Raw genomic sequence first — 19,874 nt, 5'->3', positions numbered from 1 at the left:
CTCCTATAGCAGTAAAATTACGATAAGTAGCCCTGCTAGTACCCCTAAACTCTTAATCATTTTTTCATATTGCAGTTGTAATGCTTTCGCTTCTCCTTCTTCTCTCTCCAAATGTGTGATACATAAGCGAATATGCTTTTGTTGAGAGTCGCGATCATGTTGTCCGAGCGTTTCACCAAATTGCTGCAAGATTTCATACTCAGTTTGTTGAAATGCTGTTAACTTCCAGTTCTCTTTCAAGCTATCTATCCACGCTTCTCTTACTGTTTGTTCCCCGCTTTGTAGTCTTCTGGCGAAACTTTGAAATATCCAATTTAGCGGCTTCGGCATTTGTTTCACTAATCGCTCAGCAGCTTCAGATAAAGGTGTGTGTCCATACATAATTTCTGCTTCTAATGATTGCAATGCCGCCTTTAATAACCTAAGTTGCCGCGGTCTCTCACTATACCTTTTAGCGTATGAAAATCCGAAAAAGGTGCTAACTGCAACTATTAATACCGCACCAAATATTTTCACCATACGCCTTGCGCCTTTTTATGAGGTAGTACTGGTTTTCCATCTCTATCTTTCACTTGCATAACCGTTCCTGGACCTCTCGCTTTTGACAATTCCACAAACCTATCAAACACGCCAAGTTCCAGCACCGCTTTTAGTGATGGCCGCTTCACAACATCTTCATAGGAAAATCCATGTGCACTTATGAAAAGCTGAACCCCTGCATGTACCGCCTCCATAATTGCTTCACTATCTTCTTTACGGCCAATTTCATCAACAATTAAAATATCAGGGCTCATAGAACGAATCATCATCATCATGCCTTCAGCTTTTGGACAAGCATCTAATACATCTACTCGTGTGCCAAAGTCATATTGCGGGATTCCTTTCACACAACCGGCAATTTCTGAACGTTCATCAACAATCCCCACCTTACAAGAAGGAATTTGTGAAGCACTTACACCTTGACTCATGCAGCGTGCCACATCTCTTAAAAGTGTTGTTTTTCCTGTTTGTGGTGGTCCAATTACCATCGTGTTTAACCATCGTGATTCATACAAATATGGCAAAAGCGGCTCTGCAATTCCTATTTTTTGACGGGCAATACGAATATTAAATGAAGAGACATCCCGGATCATTTTCACTGCACTTTTTTCTGTAATGACTTTTCCAGCTAGACCAATTCTATGTCCCCCTCGGAGTGTCACATACCCACGTTTTAATTCCTCTTCCATCGTATAAATGGAGAATTGACTTAACTTATTCAATAAGTAAATAGCATCTTCTGCTGTAGCAATATAGTCATAAAAAAATACCTCTCCATGCGCAATACACTCTAGCGGTCTTCCAATTCGAACACGAATTTCCTCTAAAGTATCATATTGCTTACAACCTTCCACTAACCGTTTCATCGTTTTCGGTAAAACTTCTAATACTTCTTTCATATGCTTCTCCCCACTATACTCGACTTACTATTTCAACAACGCGATAAAAATGCAGCTAATTCCAAGTGCTAAAAAAAAGAGTTTTAAGAACGAAATCTCACTTGCTACACTCGCTATGCCAATTGTCATTGTTACAATTAATACGGTCGGTCCAACAAACGCCAACATACCATTTATAAACAATGCTTTCTTCGCATCATTCACGTAAAGCATAAGCAAAGCGGCGAATATTTCCGCGCTACCTGAAAACAACCGAAGTAACCCCATTACAAGCACGGATGTTTCCATTGCCGCTAGCCACTGTTTCATTCTCCCACCTTCTCCCGTAACGGTTACTAATTTCGTATTCTAAAAAAGAATATATTTGTACAACCATATGCAGGGGTTGTCTATTTCAGAAGTAAAAACATAATTTTTCTCTATCACCCTCCTTCAATCTGAATATTCGTATTATTTTATGGTATTTTATGGTACATTTAATGAGAAAGGGGTTTTGACGATGCAGCACGTTCGTTTGTTACCACTAGATTTACGATATGCAAATGTGATTTTCGAGCTATCAAGTGATCCACATGTAAAAAATGCATTAGGAATACAGGTAGAAAAAATCGAAGACACGAAAGCGTTTCTTCTTTTTGCGATAGAAGAAGAGCACCAAAAGAAATCTTTATCCAGAGTGGTCCTAAATGAAGAAAATGAAATAATCGGCCTCACCACACTTAAACATATTAATTACGAGAAAAAGCAATCTCACATTGGCAGTTGGCTTGGCCATCCTTACTGGGGAAAAGGCTATAACGAGGCTGCTAAAAAAGAAATTTTTAAAATCGCTTTTTTAGACTTACAACTTACATACGTATTCGCTGGTGCTAAAACGAATAATATTCGCTCGTTAAAAGCACAAGAAAAACTACCGTACATTTCATTGCATGTGGAAAACAAGTTTCCAGAAGAACACGCTGCACTAGAGAAAGAAGTAAAGTCCCCTTGCTCACTGCATGTCGTATCACGTAAAAAATTTTTAAATTGGTTGAAATTACAAAGTGAGGAGGAAAAATATGAAGGTATTGAAAATTAGTTTAACAATTTTAGTAGAATTAGCCCTTATTTATCTTTTTTCAAAATTGGTCGGTTGGTCATTTATGGATAGCTTTTTCCTTGGCAGTTTAGCCATATTTGCCATTACATGGTTAATTATTATGAGTAACCATAGAAACAACATTATGGATCACGCAGTAAGTAAAACATTAACTGGTGTTGAGACTGGTGAAATAAAACCCTTTCAAATTGTTTTGACTCCATATATTATGGGTACTCTTTCACTTGTTTTAGTTAGTTTTGTTATCACCGCTATTTATTATCTGCCCTATTTCCTATAAAAAAAGCACTCGTGATAATCACGAGTGCTTTTTTACTATGCACGAGAAACGTATTTACCTTCACCAGTGTTGATGATAAGCATTTCGCCTTCGTTAATGAAGATTGGTACTTGTACAACAAGACCAGTTTCTAATGTAGCTGGTTTTGTTACGTTAGAAGCTGTGTCACCTTTAATACCAGGCTCTGTTTCTGACACTTTTAATTCAACTGTGTTCGGAAGTTCAACACCAAGTACTTCGTCTTGGTATGTCATAATTGCTACTTCCATGTTTTCTTTTAGGAATTTAAGCTCGCGCTCGATTTGGTTTTCACCAAGTTCGATTTGCTCATAAGTTCCGTTATCCATAAATACGTGAGCCTCACCGCTCGCGTATAAGTATTGCATACGACGGTTTTCGATATGTGCTTTTTCTACTTTCTCACCTGCACGGAATGTTTTCTCTTGAACAGATCCTGTGCGAATGTTACGTAGTTTCGAACGAACGAAAGCAGCACCTTTACCTGGCTTTACGTGTTGGAAATCAAGTACTTGCCAAAGGGCATTATCCACTGAAATTGTTAAACCTGTACGAAAATCGTTTACTGAAATCATGTAAAAAAATCCTCCTGTGTATTACAAAATAATAAGTTCTTTTGGTGATTTCGTAATTACTTCATTACCTTCACTCGTTACAATAATATCATCTTCAATACGTACGCCGCCAATACCCGGAATATAAATACCTGGTTCTACTGTTACAGCCATACCTGGTTCAAGTACTGTATCAGAACGGAACGCTAAACCTGGTGCTTCATGGATTTCAAGACCGATTCCATGACCAGTAGAGTGTCCGAAGTACTCACCATATCCTTTTTCCGTTATGTAATCACGCGTTAACGCATCAGCCTCGCGACCTGTTAAACCAGCTTTAATACCGTTTACACCACGTAATTGTGCTTCTAAAACGATATTATAAATTTCTTTCAATTTATCAGATGGTTCACCGACTGCGATCGTACGAGTAATATCAGAGCAATATCCTTTGTAATAAGCGCCGAAGTCTAATGTAACGAAATCTCCTGTTTCTATCACTTTTTCAGATGCCACGCCGTGCGGTAATGCCGAACGAAGACCTGACGCAACGATAATATCAAACGAAGACGATGTTGCTCCTTGTTTTCTCATGAAAAATTCAAGTTCATTTGACACTTCAATTTCAGATACTCCCGGGCGAATGAATGATAGAATATGCTCAAAGGCAGCATCTGCAATCTGTGCAGCTTCCTTTAATATCTTAATCTCTGAATCAGTCTTTATCAAGCGTAACTTTTCTACAAGCCCAGAAGTTGGGATGAATTCAGCTTCAATCGCTTCATTATGCGTTACGTAAGAGCTATATGTAAGAGTATCTTGCTCAAATCCTAACTTTTGAATTCCAAGTTCTTTTACTTGTTTTGCAATTTCATCAAGGATTAACCCTGCATGCTGCACGATTTCATATCCAACCGCTTGTTTACTAGCTTGCTCTACGTAACGGAAATCAGTAATAAATAGTGCACGCTCTTTTGAAATTAGTACAACACCAGCTGTTCCAGTGAAACTCGCCATATATCTACGGCTATGTTCATTTGTTAACAATATACCATCAATACCAGCCTCATCAAATGCACTTCGTAATCTTTCAATTTTCTCCATTACTTTATGCCTCCCTCAATTTCTCCATTAATGCAAATAGCGCTAACTTATAGCCATAAAAACCAAATCCAACAATTTGCCCTGCGCAAACAGCCGCTGTCACAGATTCGTGACGGAACGATTCACGCTGATGAATGTTAGAAATATGTACTTCAATAACAGGAATCGAAATGCTCGCAATTGCATCTCGAATCGCATAGCTATAATGCGTAAATGCTCCAGGATTTAGAATGATCCCTTCATATATATCTTCAGCCTCATGAAGACGATCGATAATAGCACCTTCATGATTCGATTGGAAACATTCTAACTCCACTCCCATGTTTTCTGCTTCTTGCTTCATATCTGTTTCAAGTGTCGCTAACGTACCCTTCCCATATACATTTACCTCACGAACACCGAGGCGATTTAGGTTAGGACCGTTTACGAGGAGTAACTTTTTCATATTCTTAAAACTCCTTAATATTAAATATCTATACAATATTTTAACATAGGAGCTACTTATTTGAATAGTTCGTCTTCTCTTTCCCTTCTTGCTCGTCTTTATTGCTATTTACTGCGTAGGAAACGGAGTATGCAATAAACACACCGTACAATATAAAAATACATATTGTCGTCACAACCGTCTCTTTTGGCAAATGAAACGCACTTTTTATAACAGGTGCCATTAAACCCATTCCGAAAAACAGTAACGCCCACCAAAATAGCCCATAAATAACCCCTGGAATGACCCCCTCAAACTTCGCCAAAAACGCTTTATATAAAAAGGCAATTAAAATTGAAAGAAGTCCCATACAAACAATTCCTGACACATTGCCCCATACCCCTTCTTTCCAACTCCCAAACGCAAATGGTAAAAGCAAATAATTTGGTCCCGCTTCCGTGAACGAAAAAATATGAAGGAAATACCATATCCCTCCCCAAAAGATTCCGCCAAACAAACCGATTTGCACAAAATTCCTTGTTCCTAATTGTTCTTGACTCACATCAACACCTCCGCTCCATAGTATGCCCGAAACTATTTTGAAGCATGTTTAAATCCTGCGAAATTTGTCTATAAAAAGAATAAGAAATGTCCGACTCTCGTAACATTTTCCCTTGTCATCTACTTGTATTTGTCGATAAAATAAAGGAAACTCGGTGATTGTCTTATTTCAAAACGGCAGAACCCAGTATGACAATTGCCTCTTTTTCTACATAAGAGAGAAACAAATACAGGTTGGTGTTAACATGGCAGAAGAGTCAAAACAAATATATGGCGGGCAAGCGGTCATAGAAGGAGTTATGTTTGGCGGTAGAGAATATACTGTTACAGCGGTTCGTCGTAAAGATAAATCGATTGAATTTTATCGATTACCACGCGTTCGTAATAAAGCATTATCTATCCTAAAAAAAATTCCATTTATACGAGGTATTGCCGCTATTGTGGATGCAAGTGCGAATGGAGCAAAGCATTTAAACTTCGCTTCCGAACGATTTGATGTCCACCCAGAAGAAGATGAACAAATTGCAAATAAAAAAGAAGAACAATCAAAATTAACGATGGTATTAGGAGTTGCAGCAGTTGGCGTTTTATCTTTCATATTCGGTAAAGTCATTTTCACAGCAGTTCCTGCACTATTAGCTGAATTAACAAGACCGATTTTCCCATCTCACACTGGGCAAATCATTGTCGAAAGTGTCATTAAGCTCATGTTATTATTGAGCTATATATACTTTATTTCTTTAACCCCACTGATTAAACGGGTATTTCAGTATCATGGTGCGGAGCATAAAGTAATCAATGCTTATGAGAATAATCTTCCTATGACTGTAGAAAACGTTCAAAAGCAAACCCGCCTCCATTATAGATGTGGTAGTAGCTTTATTATATTTACAGTCATTATTGGAATGTTTGTTTATTTCCTCGTCCCTACAGATCCACTTTGGGCAAGGGTAGTAAACCGAATTTTATTAATTCCAGTCGTTCTCGGCATTTCGTTTGAAGTATTACAATTTACGAATCGATTACGAGATGTTCCTGTATTACGCGTACTTGGATATCCTGGATTATGGCTGCAACTATTAACAACGAAAGAACCGACAGATGATCAAGTGGAAGTAGCTATCGCATCTTTTGAAGAATTATTACGTTTAGAAAACAAACAATAATTATTTAAAAATGGTGTTCAACTCCTTTCCTCATCGTTAATATACTAATTTTAATATATGTTTTTAGGAGGTGTCCCTTATGAACGGTCGTTCGTTTACTTTCGCTATATTTGTGCTTATTATCGGATTAGCAATACTCGGCCTTGTTTCATCTGTAATTACAAATCCAATGGGTGTGTTGAAAAACATTGGTATTATGTTGGCTGTCGTTGGTATCTTTTATTTACTCTACAAAATGTTTACAAATTCTAGCGGTTCTGCAAATTCGCAAAGCTCATATAAGCGCGCTGCAAAACAATCGAACCGCAAGCATGGGAAACAAAATGTAGCACCCCTAAGCAATTCTTTCTTTAAGTCAAATACTTCTAATGACAAGAGTAAAAAAGGGAATTCTTCGACTTTGAAACGAAAAAGAAAACAATCTCATTTGACTGTCATTGAAGGTAAGAAAAACAAGAAGAAAGACCGTGCTTCCTTTTAGGAAATACGGTCTTTTTTTATACTTTGAAGCACTTCTTTCAAACTTTTATCTTTCATACTTTCGATTCGAAGGTGATGATTTTCAAATTGTAAATTTCTTGTCACATCATTAGGTACAACAACGCACTTTAATCCTGCTGCAATCGCTGCTTTCAATCCGTTTAACGAGTCTTCAAATACAACAGCTTCAGACGGATCAATCCCCAAATCTTCTATCGCAATTCGATAAAGTGCTGGATCCGGTTTTACCTTTTCAACATCGTCTCTCGTTTTAATTACTTCAAAATAATCTCGAATTTGTAGCTCTTCCAAAAAAGGAATAATCCATTCTCTAGATGAACTAGAGGCTAATGCGATTTTCAATCCCATTTCTTTCGCTTCCTCTAAATATTCTTTTACCCCGTCACGAGCTTCTGGCATTTTCATTTTCTCTTTATGTAAAGTTTTCACTTTTTCTTTTAATGTATGCTTATTAAATTTCTCTTTTAATTGCTCATTTAAATATGCATATAGTACATCATCTGTCGTTCCAATACATTTTGCAAATTCCTCTAAAGGTAACTCCCCACCATACTCACGAACGGCGTCTCTGAAAGAGTGAAACCATATTGTTTCTGTGTCCACAATTAATCCATCAAAATCAAAAATAATTGCTTTCATAATTCTCCCATCCTTTTCGGTTGAAATAAAAAAGGAAACGACATACGTTCCCCCTTAATTACTTTTCTCTTCATTTGCTTTTTGAACGCTACGAAGTGTTTCCACTCGAACCTCATCTTGTTCAAAGTATTGCACTAAATCACCAATGCGGTCAATTGCTTCCCAGCTTAAATGATGTTCAATTCCTTCTACATCATTGTAAATCTTGCTTTCATCCACACCGATAATACGCATAAATTGCTCTAACAATTCATGACGATATACGAGACGTTCTCCGATTTTTTTACCTTTTGATGTTAATACAAGCCCTCTATATTTTTCATAAATTAGATATTCATCTTTGTCTAATTTTTGCACCATTTTTGTTACAGAGGATGGATGTACACTAAGCGCTTCAGCAATATCAGATACGCGGGCATAACCCTTTTCATCAATCAACAAATAAATTTGTTCAATATAATCTTCCATACTAGGGGTAGGCATCGGTTTCCTCCATCCAATTTCATTTTGCTCATTCCGTACGAAGCAATCAATAAAATGATACACCAGAAAGAATAACGTGACAAGTTGGAAACAAGCCTAAATCTGCAAAAGAGAAAAGAACCTGCTTTCAAATACAAGTTCCTTTCACGTAAAATATTGAATTTCTGCGTTCGGAAAAAAGTGATGAATATATCCTCTAATCGTTTCTTCCAATACTTCCGCATCATCTTTCTTATATACGTATTTCCCGATGCCGTATCGTCCCCATTTATATTTACGCTTCTCTTCATCCATTTCAAGTTTCGTATTCGGATAACGCTCTTGAATGACCTTTTTTGCCGGTTTTGTAAAGCGATGTTGAATTAATTCAAATGTTAAATTCGGTATCGACAAATCTTTTAGCGCATTGTACAGTCGCTCAAATAGTTCACGGTATCCTTCTTCCCACCCTTCATGCATATAAAGTGGCGCAACTATAAACCCAAGTGGATAACCCGCGCCTGCTACTTTACGAGCCGCTTCAATTCGTTCTTCAAACGGTGATGTCCCCGGCTCAAAATTTTTAATCACATACCGTGAATTAATACTAAATCGGAAACGAGTTTTCCCATTATGTTTTGCACCTAATAAATGATCAACGTGCGAATATTTCGTAACGAAACGTAAACGTCCATGCTCACTTTCTCCAATGAATTCAATCGCCCGCTTTAATGCATGTGTTAAATGATCAATTCCAACGATATCTGATGTACAAGCCGCTTCAAATCTTGTTATTTCAGGTGCTCTTTCATCCATATATTGCTTTGCCTTCTCAAATATTTCATCAAGATTCACATACACGCGAACGTAAGGTTTACTCCCAAGTGTCGTTTGCAAATAACAATAATGACAATGTCCCATACACCCTGTTGCGAGTGGAATTGCATATTCAGCTGACGGTTTTGACGTATCGAACTTTAATGTCTTCCTCACCCCAACGACAAGCGTTGCCTTTGCATTACGATACTTTTGCAAATCATTTTCACCTGGTAAATTTCTAATTTGATTATGGGATGTCGTTTCACGAATTTCTAATCCCATCTTCGTAAACTTCTCATACAGCTCTTTTCCAAGTGGATATTCGAGTGCCTTCGGTTCAAAGTAAACAAGTTTTGGCATAAATGGTTTCATATGCTTTCCTCCTCTCGTTAGTATGGGAAACGTAAAAAAATTAACACTCATTAAAGTTTTCCACTTCAGTAACTTGTTTTGCAAGTTACTGAATGTTATAATTTAGATAACAGCTACCTTGCAACGCAAGTTACCTAAGTAAAAGGTGGTGAAATCATGCACAGCCAAATGTTAAAAGGTGTACTCGAAGGTTGCATCCTATACATCATTTCACAAGAAGATGTGTACGGATATGAACTGAGTACAAAATTAAATAAACACGGATTTACATTCGTAAGCGAAGGAAGCATATATCCATTATTGTTACGTATGCAAAAAGAAAAATTGATTGAAGGAACATTAAAAGCCTCCTCACTCGGTCCAAAGAGAAAATATTATCACGTAACTGATAAAGGATTAGAACAGCTTGAAGAATTTAAACAAAGCTGGGGAATGGTTTCAACAACGGTGAACAACTTATTACAAGGGGAGTGATAGGAATGAATGCACAAGACATGATTGAATTGAATAATAAAAAACGTGAGCTTCTAACTTCCGAAAACGAAGCTGCTTATGGCGATATGCTAGTATACCTTCGAATATCAAACGTACCCGAGCAACAAATGGAGGAGCTTTTACTAGAAATATTAGACCATCTTATCGAAGCACAAGCAGAAAATAAAAATGCTTATGACATCTTTGGAGATGATTTACAGTCTTATTGCGATGAACTTATATCAGCTTTACCAACCCAAACAAAGTTACAAAAAACTTCTTTAATTGGATTTTCTATTAGCTTACTTCTTGCTATACAATTTGGCATAAATGCAATTATTTCATTTTTTATGTTTCTCTTTGAAAAAAACAATACATTATCAAGTCCGCCTTTTAGCATCCTTGGAACTACTTTGTCTGTTTCAATAATTATACTTGGCATATTATTTATTTTATATTTATTAAAGCGTTACTCCTTTGATCAGAAGATAAATTGGAAAAGAAGAATTCTATTTGGATTCGCATTTGCTACTCCATTTTGTTCCGCTGTATTCTTAAATATTTATTTCCAAAAGCAATCTTATCTCATTTATCATCTAACCCTTTGGCAAAACGCTTTAATTGCTGTCCTATTTTTTGCTTTATATAAATTACTATACAAAAAATCAAATTTTTAACAGCCTTTCAAAAGGCTGTTTTTCTTCTGTCTAATTTTACAAATTGAAAAATTTCATAAAGAAAATAAGAAAAATGCAAAATAATTAAAGTTAATTGTTGACGTGATGCTTTTATTATCGGTATCATAAATCTTCGTGAGCAATTATTTTTCGTTATACGATTTTTTTATTATTACTGAATTTTTGAGAGGAGAAATTAGATGTCAGTTAAGAAGAAAACGCAAGTACGCACCGGCAAAATGGTACGTGAACTAATGTTAGCAGATGAAGATGTAAATGCTTCGCTGATTATGGTATATAGTGAAAACGGTGTAAACGCAGAAATTAAAATCGAGGGCTTAACGCCGAAATGTAACGAAGAATTATTTTTGAGCGGAAACGTGGATTGGAACAAGAGTGTTATTTATAAAATTGTTGATTTCACTGGAAACGCTGAAGTTGGTAAAGTTACATTAACAGCAATGAACAAAAATAATGTTTCTCTAGAAATTGAACGCGTTATGTGGAGTAAAGAAAATAAAGAAGCGACTGAGCAAGAAGAAACACCTGTAGAAGTTGCACCAAAAAAAGAAGTAGTTGTAGAAGCTCCAAAAGCGGTTACACCTGCTCCAAAACCTGTTACACGCGTGGAAACACCTGCTCCTACACCTAAGCCTACTCCGGTACCGACACCGAAGCCAGTAAGTGTAGAAGCGGCCGTAGAACTAACTACTCCAGCACCTGTAAAAAAAGAAGTACCGACTCCTGTTACAAAGCAAGAGACAGCACCGGTTACTCCTGTAAAACCGAAGCAACCTGCTTTGAATGAAACAAATTCAAAACTACAAGAAAATTATGTGAAACTCGTGAAAAAGACAATTGAAGTTTGTCAAGATTACGAGCTCGGCATCGACATAGATGATTCTATTGAAGGCTTAAAAGAAGAACTTCAAAGCCAAGGCATTAGCGTTACATTCGACAAAGAAATTATGGACGTTGTAAATCGCCTTCGTTCTTTACAAGATAAAGGAATCAAAGTAGAAAAAGTACTTAACTTACTATAAAAAATAAGAGGTGGCAATTGCCACCTCTTATTTTTTATAGTTCCATTCATTACTTTCATACTTTTCTTTCGCTAACGTTTGAACTTCATGCAACTGTTCATCTGTTAATTCATATGGTACAAGCTCTATATCCAATCCTTTTTCAAAACCAACTTCAAACGCTTTAATTAGCTGTTCGATCGTAAATGTACGGTCTGTCAATTCATTAATTGCTACCGCTTTAGACGAGAACATACTCTTCATACGCTCTTTCACACGTTCATTTGGGAATAAAAACAAATCGTATAGTTCATCTAAATCTATTTCCAATGGAATTGATCCATGCTGCAAAATAACACCTTTTTGACGTGTTTGCGCACTACCTGCGATTTTTCTTCCTTCCACTACAATTTCATACCAAGATGGTGCATCAAAGCATACGCCTGAACGTGGATTTTTTAAATTTTCACGATCTGCTTCTGTTTTCGGAACTGCATAATATGCTTCTAACCCTAACGCCTTAAATCCATCTAATAAACCTTGCGAAATAACGCGATACGCTTCTGTAACTGTTTTTGGCATATTTGGATGATCTTCAGACACAATAACACTGTACGTTAATTCTTTATCATGTAGTACACCCCTGCCGCCTGTTTGACGACGAACGAATCCATATTTCTTTTCGTTAACTACATCCATATTTATATCTTTTTCAACACGCTGGAAATACCCGACTGTTAATGTTGGTACTTCCCATTCATAAAAACGAATTGTTGGTGGCATTTTCTTTTCACTTTGCCAATTTAATAAACATTCATCTAACGCCATATTAAATGCCGGTGAACATTGACCAGAGTTAATATAGCACCATTTTTCTTTTCCCATCCTACACCTCATATAACCAATTATTTTTCACATTCTCTAGTCTACCAAATTCGACAATATTTGTGAAAGAATACGAAATTTCTTCGTATATACAAATGATTCTGTTGCATAAATACATATGGGCATTATAATATTGAAAGTAGGATAAGAAAAAAGGGAGCGATAGAACCGTGTCAACAAGTTGGATTATTTTATTAGCCGTAATCGTAGCGTTCATCGGTTACACTGTATGGATGTATTTCTATCAGAAAAAATTAATTAGAACTCTTACAGAAGAAGAATTTCGCGCTGGCTACCGTAAAGCACAGCTTATCGATATTCGCGAAGCAGACGAATATAACGCAGGGCACATTTTAGGTGCACGTAACATTCCGTTATCACAAATTCGCCTTCGTCATAAAGAACTTCGCCAAGATCAACCTGTTTACTTATACTGCCAAAGCGGATTCCGTACAGGTCGTGCAGCTCAATACTTAAAAAAACAAGGTTACAAAGATTTCTACCAATTAAAAGGTGGATTTAAATCTTGGACAGGCAAAATTAAAAAGAAATAACATACAAAAAACTAGCTGCATAATACAGCTAGTTTTTTCATTCCATATTATTCGCAATGTATAATAAATTTTGCTTAATCACATCTTCATCATTCTCTTCTACATTACGATACAATAGCTGATATTCAATCCCCTTCTCTTTCCATAGGAGTGTAGCAAACTCCTCCCCTCGCTCGAAGTCATCCTTATTTTTAAAATAAGCTGATGCTCCATTATTCAATTTCATTTGTTCTTGAAATCGATTTTCTTCTACGAGGTATGGAAAACTGTAAGGAAAGTTAGCCACTGTTAATTCTATATAATCGTGCCTTCCTTTCTCTTGTTGCTTATATTTAATCGTTACGACAGCATTCTGCTTTCCGATTGTTCTTACCTCTCCTTTCACATCATTTGTAATGTCATAAGGTAAAAACGTTGGAACTTTAAATTTCGCTGAAAAATATTTCGGAAGCTCCTTTAGCGGAATCGGATCCATAACACGATCCTTAGCTCCTCCTGTTGTTTCCACAAATGTTTTTTCTTCTTGCATCGTTTGCTGAAATGAACACGAGCTAAGTAAGACACTAGAAAACACGAAACAAATGATGCTTTTTTTCAATTTGTTTCCGCCCTTTCATACCGCTCTCTTAACGAACGAAGCGTTTATATGTTGTTCATATTCGCCTGAATGTCACATTCCACCTTTGAAAACTTTCCTCGTTATTCTCACACATTTTGACAAAACTGTTTTTAAACATAACAGAAAGACCTCTCTATTCTAACGCCCAAATAAAAAGGTTACGCGAATAAAAAGAAGCCTTATTTATAACATAGATTGTGAAAAGCTTTTCAGGTCAAGATTTTTTCTTTCTTATTATTTTCCCCTTATAATAAAGGAAAGAGGTGATACATATGGCCAACATAAAACAAATTGCAAAAACTGCTGGTGTATCTATATCAACCGTTTCTCGCGTCCTTAATAATCACCCTTACGTAAAAGAAGAAAAGCGGAAACGTGTTTTAGATGCAGTTGAAGAACTGAGCTATGCAAAAAATATAAATGCTATCCATTTAATAAAAGGAAAAACATACACAATCGGGGTTATGCTCCCTTTCATTAATGTTCCTTACTTCAGTACCATTATTGAAGGAATCGGAAACGAAGCGTTAGCAGCTGGATACCACATTAATTTATGTCAAACAAATTACGATAGCATTGAAGAAATTCGTGTTCTTGAAATGATGAAAATGAAACAATTCGATGGGATGATTATTTGCTCTCGAACGAGTTCCTGGGAACAAATTGAACCGTTCGCAAAATTTGCCCCCATTATTTCATGTGAAAAAATGAATCATCCTCTCATATCGTCTGTCTACGTGGATCATTACGAAGGATTCCGGCTAGGCATTTCATATTTACTCAATAAAGGTCATGAAAAAATCGGGATTTGTTTAGCAAGAAAAACAAGTGTAAATTCAATCGAGCGTGAGAAAGCTTTCGCTGATACGCTTTGTAGCGAAGGAAAGATAGTGAACACTGATTGGATTTTTCATCAATGCTATACGATGCAGGACGGGGCGCAAATACTCCATCGTATTTTAAATATGGAAAATCGTCCAACTGCTATTTTCACAGCAAATGATCAAGTAGCTGCTGGCTTATTAACAGAAGCACGAAAACATGGCATTCGCGTCCCTGAAGATCTCGCTATTTTAGGATTCGATAACCATGAAATTTCAAAGGCATTAGAAATTTCAACTATTGAGCATCCAGGTCTCACAATGGGATCACGTGCCTTTACCTTATTTCATAAACAGATGCAAGACGAGCAAATAACCGGGAACTCAGAGGAACTTCCATTCCATTTAATCGAGCGAAAAACAATTTAAAAAGAGCGTTCACTATAGCGCTCTTTTTCAGCTCTTCACCTATTGACTTTGTATTGTTCATTTCATATAATAAACCTAACGAACGGTAGGTAGGGGATGAAAATGACAGCAAACCGCATTAAAGCTGTAGCACTTTCTCATTTCGCACGCTACGGCTACGAAGGAACTTCATTAGCAAATATTGCTCAAGAAGTCGGTATTAAAAAACCATCGATTTACGCACACTTTAAAGGAAAAGAAGAGCTATATTTTATATGCTTGGAATCCGCTCTTCAAAAAGATGTACAGAGCTTCACGGACGATATTGAAAAGTTTTCAACGTCATCTACAGAAGAACTTCTCGTAAGTCTGCTACAAGGATATGCAAAACGATTTGGTGAAAGTGAAGAATCCATGTTTTGGTTACGAACTTCGTATTTTCCGCCTGATGCATTTCGCGAACAAATTATTGATAAGGCGAATACACACATCGAAAACGTTGGAAAACTTTTATACCCTGTATTTAAAAGAGCAAATGACCAAGGGGAACTGCATAACATTGAAGTAAAAGACGCCTTAGAAGCTTATCTATGCTTACTAGATGGTCTTATGGTTGAACTACTATACGCAGGTTTAAATCGTTTTGAGACACGTTTAAACGCTTCTTGGAAAGTATTTTGGCGAGGTCTTTCAAACTGACGGATTGCTCCTTTGCAATGCGTCGTTTTTAAGCCCTTTACCTAACGACTGGTAGGAAGGAGAAATGACATATGGCATGGATTTATGTAATCTTAGCTGGTATTATTGAAATCTTTTGGGTAATTGGACTAAAACATGCGGAGGCACCACTTGAGTGGGCTGGTGTTGCTTTATTAATTGCAATTAGCTTCGTATTACTATTTAGAGCTTATAAAGATTTACCTGTCGGTACTGTATACGCAGTCTTTACAGGAATTGGCGCTGGCGGAATCGTTCTTACAGAGATTTTCATCTTCGGAGAACCTTTCTCTATCGCAAAAATTTTATTAATCGGTTTAATCTTCTTCGGCGTAATTGGTTTAAAGCGTGTAACAGAAGAAAAAGAAGCGAAGGAGGCCGCATAAAATGGCTTGGGTATTTTTAATTCTAGCTGGCATTTGTGAAATTATTGGTGTACTCTTTATGAAAGTAGCCACTGAAAAGAAAGGCTGGGCACCAAAAGTTATCTTAATCGCAAACTTCGGCGTAAGCTTCTTCTTCTTATCCCTTGCAATGAACACATTACCAATGGGGACTGCTTACGCGATTTGGACTGGGATCGGAACTGCCGGAAGTGCACTTCTAGGCATTCTTATTTTCCGTGAATCAGCGGATTGGCGTCGTCTTGCCTTCTTAAGCTGTATTCTATGCGGCGCTGTTGGCTTAAAACTATTAAGCTAACGTGAGGTGAATGCTATGTGGAAAGAAAAAGGAAAACAAATCTTAACATGGATCATACTCGGGATCGTCATTCTATTGCAAGTAAGTTTTCATATAATAGAATGGTTGTTTCATAAGGTATTATCCATTCTTACGTTCCTTCCTAACATGGCACTTGAAATTGCATCTATCGCTTGGTCAATTATCGCTTCCATTATGATCGTAATTATATGGAGTATCGCCAAGCTATGGAAGAAAGTATATAAAAAGGACAGTTACTCTGAAAAAGAGTAACTGTCCTTTTTTACGTCTATTTAGATTTTCTATAGAAATTTGATATGATAAGAAAAAACAAGCCAACTACGACTACACTCATTCCAATTCCTTTATGCAAACTAGGAAATAGCGGTGGTATACCCGAATAAAAATTTGCTACTATGAGACCGACTGAAAATAAAAGTAGCCCTATTCTATATAACCATTTTCTTTTATTCATCCTTCTCCCTCCTAAAATTTTTCATACGCTCCTTTCTTTTGGACATACTACCTAAAAAAGGAGTGAATAATATGCTAAATTCTATACATAAGCAAATCCTATTTTTATTTTTCCTTTTTCTCATTCTCGTTATCGTTTTCAGCTTTATATTACATACTCCGAAAGATGTACCGAATAGCCTCTCTGTTTACAAACTCTTACTTTCATATTGTCGTTATTGAAGAAGGTGCCTTTTATAGGGCACCTTTTAAAATTCTCTCTTCTCATACAATTTCACTGAAACGAAGACAGATACTATTAACATGAAAATTGAACTAACAAACAACAAGCTGTTATATAGTTGAATCTGTTCCATGTTGATTTGAAAGAATGTCTCTACAATAGCAATCGGTGTTATTAGTATAAAAAGCGTAATAAAAACCGATTTTTTATACCCTAGCCAAAACGATATCGGTAAGACAAGGCTTAAATATAATAAAATAAAGCTAATACTAGCAATCAATGTCGTTTCAATAAATTCAAATACATTCGCCCCATTCTTCATTCCCATCGTGAAACAACCAATCGCTACGCTTATGAAAAGAATAATAATTGCTACTATATATTTCGCAAACACAATTTGTTTTCTTAATATTGGCAAACTATTAACTATTACTTCACTCTCATTTTTACTATCCGCTTCAAATGTTTTTACGGTTGCCCCAACTGTAATAATTACTGACATAATTATGAATAAATTTTCCGTATCTGTTAAGGCCATATAAAAGAAAACCGGATACAGTATGTACCAAATTAAAAATTTCCATTGAACGATGAAATCTTTTAAAATTAGTTGCTTGATCATTTGTTACACCTCCCTAAACTCATCCCTTAACATCACTTATTAGTTTTTATATAAGACAAGCCACAAGCATTAAAGCTCTTTCTTTTTAAAACTTACAATCGCCAAAAACATTGAAGCTAAATAACTTACACACGCGCCTATACTTAAAATACTTATAACTAATAGCACATCTGAAGATCGAAAAAACATTAACATAAGCCTTTCATCAGTAAATATATTGCACATAAATCCTAACAAACCTATTATAGGAAAAAGCATAACTAATCCAAGCATAGTAACCGTTCGCTTATCCTCACTATATTTTATGGGAAGGATCATAACAGCATACAGAACAGAAAAGAAAATAGCTATAAATGCTGCATACCAAGGAATATTTATATTTTCTTTTAATACAAATACAGGTAGTACAAAGAAAACGAATGTAATGATTAAGCTGAATACCATAAAACATAGTGTCGATATGTATTTCGCAACGACAATATCTTTTCTAGTAAAAGGTAGACTTACTAATATTTTTTCCGTACTATTTTTCTCTTCATTTGATAAAGAGATTGAAATCATCAAAAGACATATAGCAAAACAAACATACGCCATTTGAAATGGTTCTATAGAGTTTTGGAATGCTCCGTATATTGGTAAGATCAAATAGATAAGGAACATTTTTCTTTGTAAGAAAAACTCTTTCAAAATTAACTGTTGCATGCAATTCCCCCCTACAAATCACGCACTCCATAAATTTTAATTGTAAGAAGCATAGAAGCGATATAAATACTAACTAATGTAATGAATCCAACTATAAATACACCAAAATGTAATGGATTCATAATCCAATTAATAAATGATGGTGCTGTTTCGTTCAGACCGCCACTAATAAATATCCAAAGAAGTACACCAATCCCCATTGATGCTGCTGATACTATACTTCTTACTGCCTTTGATTTTGTACCATAATAACTAGGAAAGAATGTCACAACAAAAAACAAGGCGTAAACAGCTCCACTTACTACTTCATACCATGAAATTTCAATATACAAATTAGGATGGTATGCACCAATATCACCAATAACAGCGATGCCTCTTATAAGAAAAACAACTAGCATAGTAGAGAGTAAGCCACCTACTATGAATATTGCACAGGAAATATATCTAGCAATAATGATATCCTTTTTGCTTACCGGTAAACTATTTATAATAATGTCACTTTTATTCCTTTCATCCATTACGATTAACGCCATAACCGAGGAAAGGGTTATAAATAGACAACTCATCGGGAATAACAATTCACCACTCGGCTCTAACATAAAGAACAAAAGGGGCATAACAAGATTCACTAACCAAGTTACCCGAAAAAAGAATAAATCTTTATATATGAGCTGACGCATAGGCACCTCTCCCTTTCGCAGTGTATACGATGATATCGTCTAATTTAGGTTTTTCTAATACAACCTCATTTCCAAACCAATCTATAATTGCTTGTTTATCCTTCGCTAAACCTTCGAAACCAAACTTATTTTTTCGTAATCCAACAAATAGCTCTTTCCCTTCTCGATCTAATAAATCATTACTTCCCTTTACGATTACGTAGCCCTCCATTAAGTCGTCTTTTTCACCAGTAAATATAATTTCTCCATCATTGATGAACGTAATATAATCTGCAATACGTTCTAAATCTGTTGTAATGTGCGTTGAGAATAATACAGATACTTCATCTTCCATTACAATTTCTTGCAACATATCAAGCAATTCACTCCGTACAACTGGATCTAATCCTGCTGTCGGTTCATCCATAATAATAAATTCCGCATGATGTGAGAGCGCGATGGCAATCGCAAACTTCATTTTCATCCCTTTTGATAGCTCTTTAATTTTTTTATACTTTGGAACTTGCAATCTCTGCATATACGATTGATACTGATTTTCGTCCCACTTTTTATATAACGGAGCAATAATACGCTTCATTTGCTCACACGTTAAATCTTCATAATAATGATTTTCATCATATACAAAACCGATGTTTTGTTTTATTTCCTTTTCGGCTTTCTTATTGTCTTTGCCAAAAATTTTTATATCGCCGCTATCTTTTCTAATTAGATTCATAATCATTTTGATCGTCGTACTTTTCCCTGCTCCATTCGGTCCGATAAATCCCATAATATATCCGCGTGGCAAAGTAAAACTTACATTTTTCACTGCGAAATCTTGATAACTTTTACAAACATTTTTTAGCTCTAACACCTT

Annotated in this window: 30 protein-coding genes; 13 read left to right on the top strand and 17 right to left on the bottom strand. The window is 36.1% G+C overall.

Annotated features, from left to right (window positions below):
• Positions 1 to 3: 3 nt before the first annotated feature.
• The 3 genes from spoIIIAB to COI75_RS11450 are packed head-to-tail and all read right to left on the bottom strand — an operon-like array spanning position 4 to position 1,748.
• The gene (spoIIIAB, locus tag COI75_RS11460; protein WP_000238695.1) at positions 4 to 519 is read right to left on the bottom strand and encodes a stage III sporulation protein SpoIIIAB; all 516 of its coding nucleotides are present in this window, start codon (positions 517 to 519) and stop codon (positions 4 to 6) included.
• A complete protein-coding gene (gene spoIIIAA / locus COI75_RS11455; protein WP_000665901.1) occupies positions 513 to 1,439 on the bottom strand; it encodes a stage III sporulation protein AA in 927 nt (308 codons plus the stop codon). Before spoIIIAA ends, spoIIIAB begins: the two co-directional genes overlap by 7 nt.
• Positions 1,440 to 1,466: 27 nt before the next feature.
• Positions 1,467 to 1,748: a YqhV family protein gene (locus COI75_RS11450; protein WP_098448357.1), complete on the bottom strand. Its 282-nt coding sequence runs from the start codon at positions 1,746 to 1,748 to the stop codon at positions 1,467 to 1,469.
• Positions 1,749 to 1,938: 190 nt separating this feature from the next.
• Between COI75_RS11450 and COI75_RS11445 the strand changes: the two genes are divergently transcribed.
• Entirely contained in the window at positions 1,939 to 2,517 is a 579-nt protein-coding gene (locus tag COI75_RS11445) for a GNAT family N-acetyltransferase (protein WP_098448356.1), read from the top strand.
• Positions 2,498 to 2,818, top strand: a complete 321-nt coding sequence (locus COI75_RS11440) for a hypothetical protein (protein ID WP_000866175.1) — start codon at positions 2,498 to 2,500, stop codon at positions 2,816 to 2,818. The genes COI75_RS11445 and COI75_RS11440 overlap by 20 nt, the downstream gene beginning before the upstream one ends.
• A gap of 35 nt (positions 2,819 to 2,853) precedes the next feature.
• Here the strand turns inward: COI75_RS11440 and efp are convergent, their stop codons facing one another.
• The 4 genes from efp to COI75_RS11420 are packed head-to-tail and all read right to left on the bottom strand — an operon-like array spanning position 2,854 to position 5,480.
• Complete coding sequence (gene efp / locus COI75_RS11435) at positions 2,854 to 3,411, bottom strand: elongation factor P (RefSeq protein WP_000626514.1); 558 nt, start codon at positions 3,409 to 3,411, stop codon at positions 2,854 to 2,856.
• Positions 3,412 to 3,432: 21 nt separating this feature from the next.
• A complete protein-coding gene (gene pepQ, locus COI75_RS11430) occupies positions 3,433 to 4,494 on the bottom strand; it encodes a Xaa-Pro dipeptidase (RefSeq protein ID WP_000411053.1) in 1,062 nt (353 codons plus the stop codon).
• Between the two features lie 4 nt (positions 4,495 to 4,498).
• Positions 4,499 to 4,939, bottom strand: coding sequence for a type II 3-dehydroquinate dehydratase (gene aroQ / locus COI75_RS11425; protein WP_000735145.1), 441 nt, complete (start codon positions 4,937 to 4,939; stop codon positions 4,499 to 4,501).
• 52 nt (positions 4,940 to 4,991) lie between these two features.
• On the bottom strand, positions 4,992 to 5,480 hold the full coding sequence (locus COI75_RS11420) for a YqhR family membrane protein (RefSeq protein ID WP_000076892.1): 489 nt from the start codon (positions 5,478 to 5,480) through the stop codon (positions 4,992 to 4,994).
• Between the two features lie 244 nt (positions 5,481 to 5,724).
• Between COI75_RS11420 and COI75_RS11415 the strand changes: the two genes are divergently transcribed.
• Both COI75_RS11415 and COI75_RS11410 read left to right on the top strand, forming a co-directional pair.
• On the top strand, positions 5,725 to 6,645 hold the full coding sequence (locus COI75_RS11415) for a DUF1385 domain-containing protein (RefSeq protein WP_000797099.1): 921 nt from the start codon (positions 5,725 to 5,727) through the stop codon (positions 6,643 to 6,645).
• 79 nt (positions 6,646 to 6,724) lie between these two features.
• Positions 6,725 to 7,126, top strand: coding sequence for an SA1362 family protein (locus COI75_RS11410; protein WP_001014466.1), 402 nt, complete (start codon positions 6,725 to 6,727; stop codon positions 7,124 to 7,126).
• Here COI75_RS11410 and COI75_RS11405 read toward each other — a convergent pair.
• The 3 genes from COI75_RS11405 to splB form a co-directional block, all read right to left on the bottom strand.
• Entirely contained in the window at positions 7,123 to 7,785 is a 663-nt protein-coding gene (locus tag COI75_RS11405; protein WP_000643923.1) for an HAD family hydrolase, read from the bottom strand. The two genes, COI75_RS11410 and COI75_RS11405, sit on opposite strands and share 4 nt — an antisense overlap.
• A 54-nt stretch (positions 7,786 to 7,839) precedes the next feature.
• On the bottom strand, positions 7,840 to 8,268 hold the full coding sequence (gene mntR, locus COI75_RS11400; protein ID WP_001143078.1) for a transcriptional regulator MntR: 429 nt from the start codon (positions 8,266 to 8,268) through the stop codon (positions 7,840 to 7,842).
• A 144-nt stretch (positions 8,269 to 8,412) separates the two neighbouring features.
• Positions 8,413 to 9,438, bottom strand: coding sequence for a spore photoproduct lyase (gene splB / locus COI75_RS11395; RefSeq protein ID WP_000802103.1), 1,026 nt, complete (start codon positions 9,436 to 9,438; stop codon positions 8,413 to 8,415).
• A 156-nt stretch (positions 9,439 to 9,594) separates the two neighbouring features.
• Here splB and COI75_RS11390 point away from each other — a divergent pair, with 156 nt between their 5' ends.
• The 3 genes from COI75_RS11390 to COI75_RS11380 all read left to right on the top strand — a co-directional run bounded on the left by COI75_RS11390 (position 9,595) and on the right by COI75_RS11380 (position 11,632).
• Entirely contained in the window at positions 9,595 to 9,912 is a 318-nt protein-coding gene (locus tag COI75_RS11390; protein WP_000556076.1) for a PadR family transcriptional regulator, read from the top strand.
• 5 nt (positions 9,913 to 9,917) lie between these two features.
• The gene (locus COI75_RS11385) at positions 9,918 to 10,589 is read left to right on the top strand and encodes a DUF1129 family protein (protein ID WP_000993583.1); all 672 of its coding nucleotides are present in this window, start codon (positions 9,918 to 9,920) and stop codon (positions 10,587 to 10,589) included.
• 200 nt (positions 10,590 to 10,789) lie between these two features.
• The gene (locus COI75_RS11380) at positions 10,790 to 11,632 is read left to right on the top strand and encodes a hypothetical protein (protein WP_000111923.1); all 843 of its coding nucleotides are present in this window, start codon (positions 10,790 to 10,792) and stop codon (positions 11,630 to 11,632) included.
• A 27-nt stretch (positions 11,633 to 11,659) separates the two neighbouring features.
• Here the strand turns inward: COI75_RS11380 and COI75_RS11375 are convergent, their stop codons facing one another.
• The gene (locus COI75_RS11375; RefSeq protein ID WP_000514077.1) at positions 11,660 to 12,496 is read right to left on the bottom strand and encodes a lipoate--protein ligase family protein; all 837 of its coding nucleotides are present in this window, start codon (positions 12,494 to 12,496) and stop codon (positions 11,660 to 11,662) included.
• Between the two features lie 170 nt (positions 12,497 to 12,666).
• Between COI75_RS11375 and COI75_RS11370 the strand changes: the two genes are divergently transcribed.
• Entirely contained in the window at positions 12,667 to 13,050 is a 384-nt protein-coding gene (locus COI75_RS11370; protein WP_000108093.1) for a rhodanese-like domain-containing protein, read from the top strand.
• A 37-nt stretch (positions 13,051 to 13,087) separates the two neighbouring features.
• On the opposite strand, the gene COI75_RS11365 is transcribed toward COI75_RS11370, so the two are convergent.
• On the bottom strand, positions 13,088 to 13,624 hold the full coding sequence (locus tag COI75_RS11365; RefSeq protein ID WP_033657127.1) for a hypothetical protein: 537 nt from the start codon (positions 13,622 to 13,624) through the stop codon (positions 13,088 to 13,090).
• A gap of 317 nt (positions 13,625 to 13,941) precedes the next feature.
• Between COI75_RS11365 and COI75_RS11360 the strand changes: the two genes are divergently transcribed.
• From COI75_RS11360 to COI75_RS11340, 5 genes are all read left to right on the top strand, one after another.
• Positions 13,942 to 14,919, top strand: a complete 978-nt coding sequence (locus COI75_RS11360; protein ID WP_001273993.1) for a LacI family DNA-binding transcriptional regulator — start codon at positions 13,942 to 13,944, stop codon at positions 14,917 to 14,919.
• Between the two features lie 96 nt (positions 14,920 to 15,015).
• Positions 15,016 to 15,597: a TetR/AcrR family transcriptional regulator gene (locus COI75_RS11355; RefSeq protein ID WP_002095303.1), complete on the top strand. Its 582-nt coding sequence runs from the start codon at positions 15,016 to 15,018 to the stop codon at positions 15,595 to 15,597.
• A gap of 71 nt (positions 15,598 to 15,668) precedes the next feature.
• Positions 15,669 to 16,001 carry a DMT family transporter gene (locus COI75_RS11350; protein WP_000312345.1) on the top strand — a complete coding sequence of 111 codons (333 nt, stop codon included), beginning with the start codon at positions 15,669 to 15,671 and terminating at the stop codon, positions 15,999 to 16,001.
• 1 nt (position 16,002) lies between these two features.
• Positions 16,003 to 16,317, top strand: a complete 315-nt coding sequence (locus COI75_RS11345) for a DMT family transporter (protein WP_000312623.1) — start codon at positions 16,003 to 16,005, stop codon at positions 16,315 to 16,317.
• Between the two features lie 15 nt (positions 16,318 to 16,332).
• Positions 16,333 to 16,590 carry a DUF3975 family protein gene (locus COI75_RS11340; protein ID WP_000265374.1) on the top strand — a complete coding sequence of 86 codons (258 nt, stop codon included), beginning with the start codon at positions 16,333 to 16,335 and terminating at the stop codon, positions 16,588 to 16,590.
• A gap of 16 nt (positions 16,591 to 16,606) precedes the next feature.
• Here the strand turns inward: COI75_RS11340 and COI75_RS11335 are convergent, their stop codons facing one another.
• The 5 genes from COI75_RS11335 to COI75_RS11310 form a co-directional block, all read right to left on the bottom strand.
• Complete coding sequence (locus COI75_RS11335) at positions 16,607 to 16,792, bottom strand: hypothetical protein (RefSeq protein WP_001042438.1); 186 nt, start codon at positions 16,790 to 16,792, stop codon at positions 16,607 to 16,609.
• Positions 16,793 to 17,039: 247 nt separating this feature from the next.
• Complete coding sequence (locus COI75_RS11325; protein WP_000595350.1) at positions 17,040 to 17,636, bottom strand: ABC-2 transporter permease; 597 nt, start codon at positions 17,634 to 17,636, stop codon at positions 17,040 to 17,042.
• A 69-nt stretch (positions 17,637 to 17,705) separates the two neighbouring features.
• Positions 17,706 to 18,338 carry an ABC-2 transporter permease gene (locus tag COI75_RS11320; RefSeq protein ID WP_001186586.1) on the bottom strand — a complete coding sequence of 211 codons (633 nt, stop codon included), beginning with the start codon at positions 18,336 to 18,338 and terminating at the stop codon, positions 17,706 to 17,708.
• An 11-nt stretch (positions 18,339 to 18,349) separates the two neighbouring features.
• On the bottom strand, positions 18,350 to 19,018 hold the full coding sequence (locus COI75_RS11315) for an ABC-2 transporter permease (protein WP_001249439.1): 669 nt from the start codon (positions 19,016 to 19,018) through the stop codon (positions 18,350 to 18,352).
• Entirely contained in the window at positions 18,999 to 19,871 is an 873-nt protein-coding gene (locus COI75_RS11310) for an ABC transporter ATP-binding protein (protein WP_000891321.1), read from the bottom strand. Before COI75_RS11310 ends, COI75_RS11315 begins: the two co-directional genes overlap by 20 nt.
• Between the last annotated feature and the right edge of the window lie 3 nt (positions 19,872 to 19,874).

Source organism: Bacillus cereus (genome assembly GCF_002564555.1).
Classification (GTDB): Bacteria; Bacillota; Bacilli; order Bacillales; family Bacillaceae_G; genus Bacillus_A; species Bacillus_A cereus_K.
This window is presented reverse-complemented; position numbering and strand designations above follow the sequence as displayed.

Bases quoted from the DNA above. Each gene is read 5' to 3' on its own strand.
- COI75_RS11410 (WP_001014466.1), top strand. From the start codon at position 6,725: ATGAACGGTCGTTCGTTTACTTTCGCTATATTTGTGCTTATTATCGGA.
- COI75_RS11345 (WP_000312623.1), top strand. From the start codon at position 16,003: ATGGCTTGGGTATTTTTAATTCTAGCTGGCATTTGTGAAATTATTGGT.
- COI75_RS11350 (WP_000312345.1), top strand. From the start codon at position 15,669: ATGGCATGGATTTATGTAATCTTAGCTGGTATTATTGAAATCTTTTGG.
- COI75_RS11450 (WP_098448357.1), bottom strand. From the start codon at position 1,748: ATGAAACAGTGGCTAGCGGCAATGGAAACATCCGTGCTTGTAATGGGG.
- COI75_RS11380 (WP_000111923.1), top strand. From the start codon at position 10,790: ATGTCAGTTAAGAAGAAAACGCAAGTACGCACCGGCAAAATGGTACGT.
- COI75_RS11325 (WP_000595350.1), bottom strand. From the start codon at position 17,636: ATGATCAAGCAACTAATTTTAAAAGATTTCATCGTTCAATGGAAATTT.
- COI75_RS11405 (WP_000643923.1), bottom strand. From the start codon at position 7,785: ATGAAAGCAATTATTTTTGATTTTGATGGATTAATTGTGGACACAGAA.
- COI75_RS11440 (WP_000866175.1), top strand. From the start codon at position 2,498: ATGAAGGTATTGAAAATTAGTTTAACAATTTTAGTAGAATTAGCCCTT.
- mntR (WP_001143078.1), bottom strand. From the start codon at position 8,268: ATGCCTACCCCTAGTATGGAAGATTATATTGAACAAATTTATTTGTTG.
- COI75_RS11355 (WP_002095303.1), top strand. From the start codon at position 15,016: ATGAAAATGACAGCAAACCGCATTAAAGCTGTAGCACTTTCTCATTTC.
- COI75_RS11445 (WP_098448356.1), top strand. From the start codon at position 1,939: ATGCAGCACGTTCGTTTGTTACCACTAGATTTACGATATGCAAATGTG.
- efp (WP_000626514.1), bottom strand. From the start codon at position 3,411: ATGATTTCAGTAAACGATTTTCGTACAGGTTTAACAATTTCAGTGGAT.
- COI75_RS11375 (WP_000514077.1), bottom strand. From the start codon at position 12,496: ATGGGAAAAGAAAAATGGTGCTATATTAACTCTGGTCAATGTTCACCG.
- COI75_RS11315 (WP_001249439.1), bottom strand. From the start codon at position 19,018: ATGCGTCAGCTCATATATAAAGATTTATTCTTTTTTCGGGTAACTTGG.
- splB (WP_000802103.1), bottom strand. From the start codon at position 9,438: ATGAAACCATTTATGCCAAAACTTGTTTACTTTGAACCGAAGGCACTC.
- spoIIIAB (WP_000238695.1), bottom strand. From the start codon at position 519: ATGGTGAAAATATTTGGTGCGGTATTAATAGTTGCAGTTAGCACCTTT.
- COI75_RS11340 (WP_000265374.1), top strand. From the start codon at position 16,333: ATGTGGAAAGAAAAAGGAAAACAAATCTTAACATGGATCATACTCGGG.
- pepQ (WP_000411053.1), bottom strand. From the start codon at position 4,494: ATGGAGAAAATTGAAAGATTACGAAGTGCATTTGATGAGGCTGGTATT.
- COI75_RS11320 (WP_001186586.1), bottom strand. From the start codon at position 18,338: ATGCAACAGTTAATTTTGAAAGAGTTTTTCTTACAAAGAAAAATGTTC.
- COI75_RS11335 (WP_001042438.1), bottom strand. From the start codon at position 16,792: ATGAATAAAAGAAAATGGTTATATAGAATAGGGCTACTTTTATTTTCA.
- aroQ (WP_000735145.1), bottom strand. From the start codon at position 4,939: ATGAAAAAGTTACTCCTCGTAAACGGTCCTAACCTAAATCGCCTCGGT.
- COI75_RS11415 (WP_000797099.1), top strand. From the start codon at position 5,725: ATGGCAGAAGAGTCAAAACAAATATATGGCGGGCAAGCGGTCATAGAA.
- COI75_RS11385 (WP_000993583.1), top strand. From the start codon at position 9,918: ATGAATGCACAAGACATGATTGAATTGAATAATAAAAAACGTGAGCTT.
- spoIIIAA (WP_000665901.1), bottom strand. From the start codon at position 1,439: ATGAAAGAAGTATTAGAAGTTTTACCGAAAACGATGAAACGGTTAGTG.
- COI75_RS11360 (WP_001273993.1), top strand. From the start codon at position 13,942: ATGGCCAACATAAAACAAATTGCAAAAACTGCTGGTGTATCTATATCA.
- COI75_RS11390 (WP_000556076.1), top strand. From the start codon at position 9,595: ATGCACAGCCAAATGTTAAAAGGTGTACTCGAAGGTTGCATCCTATAC.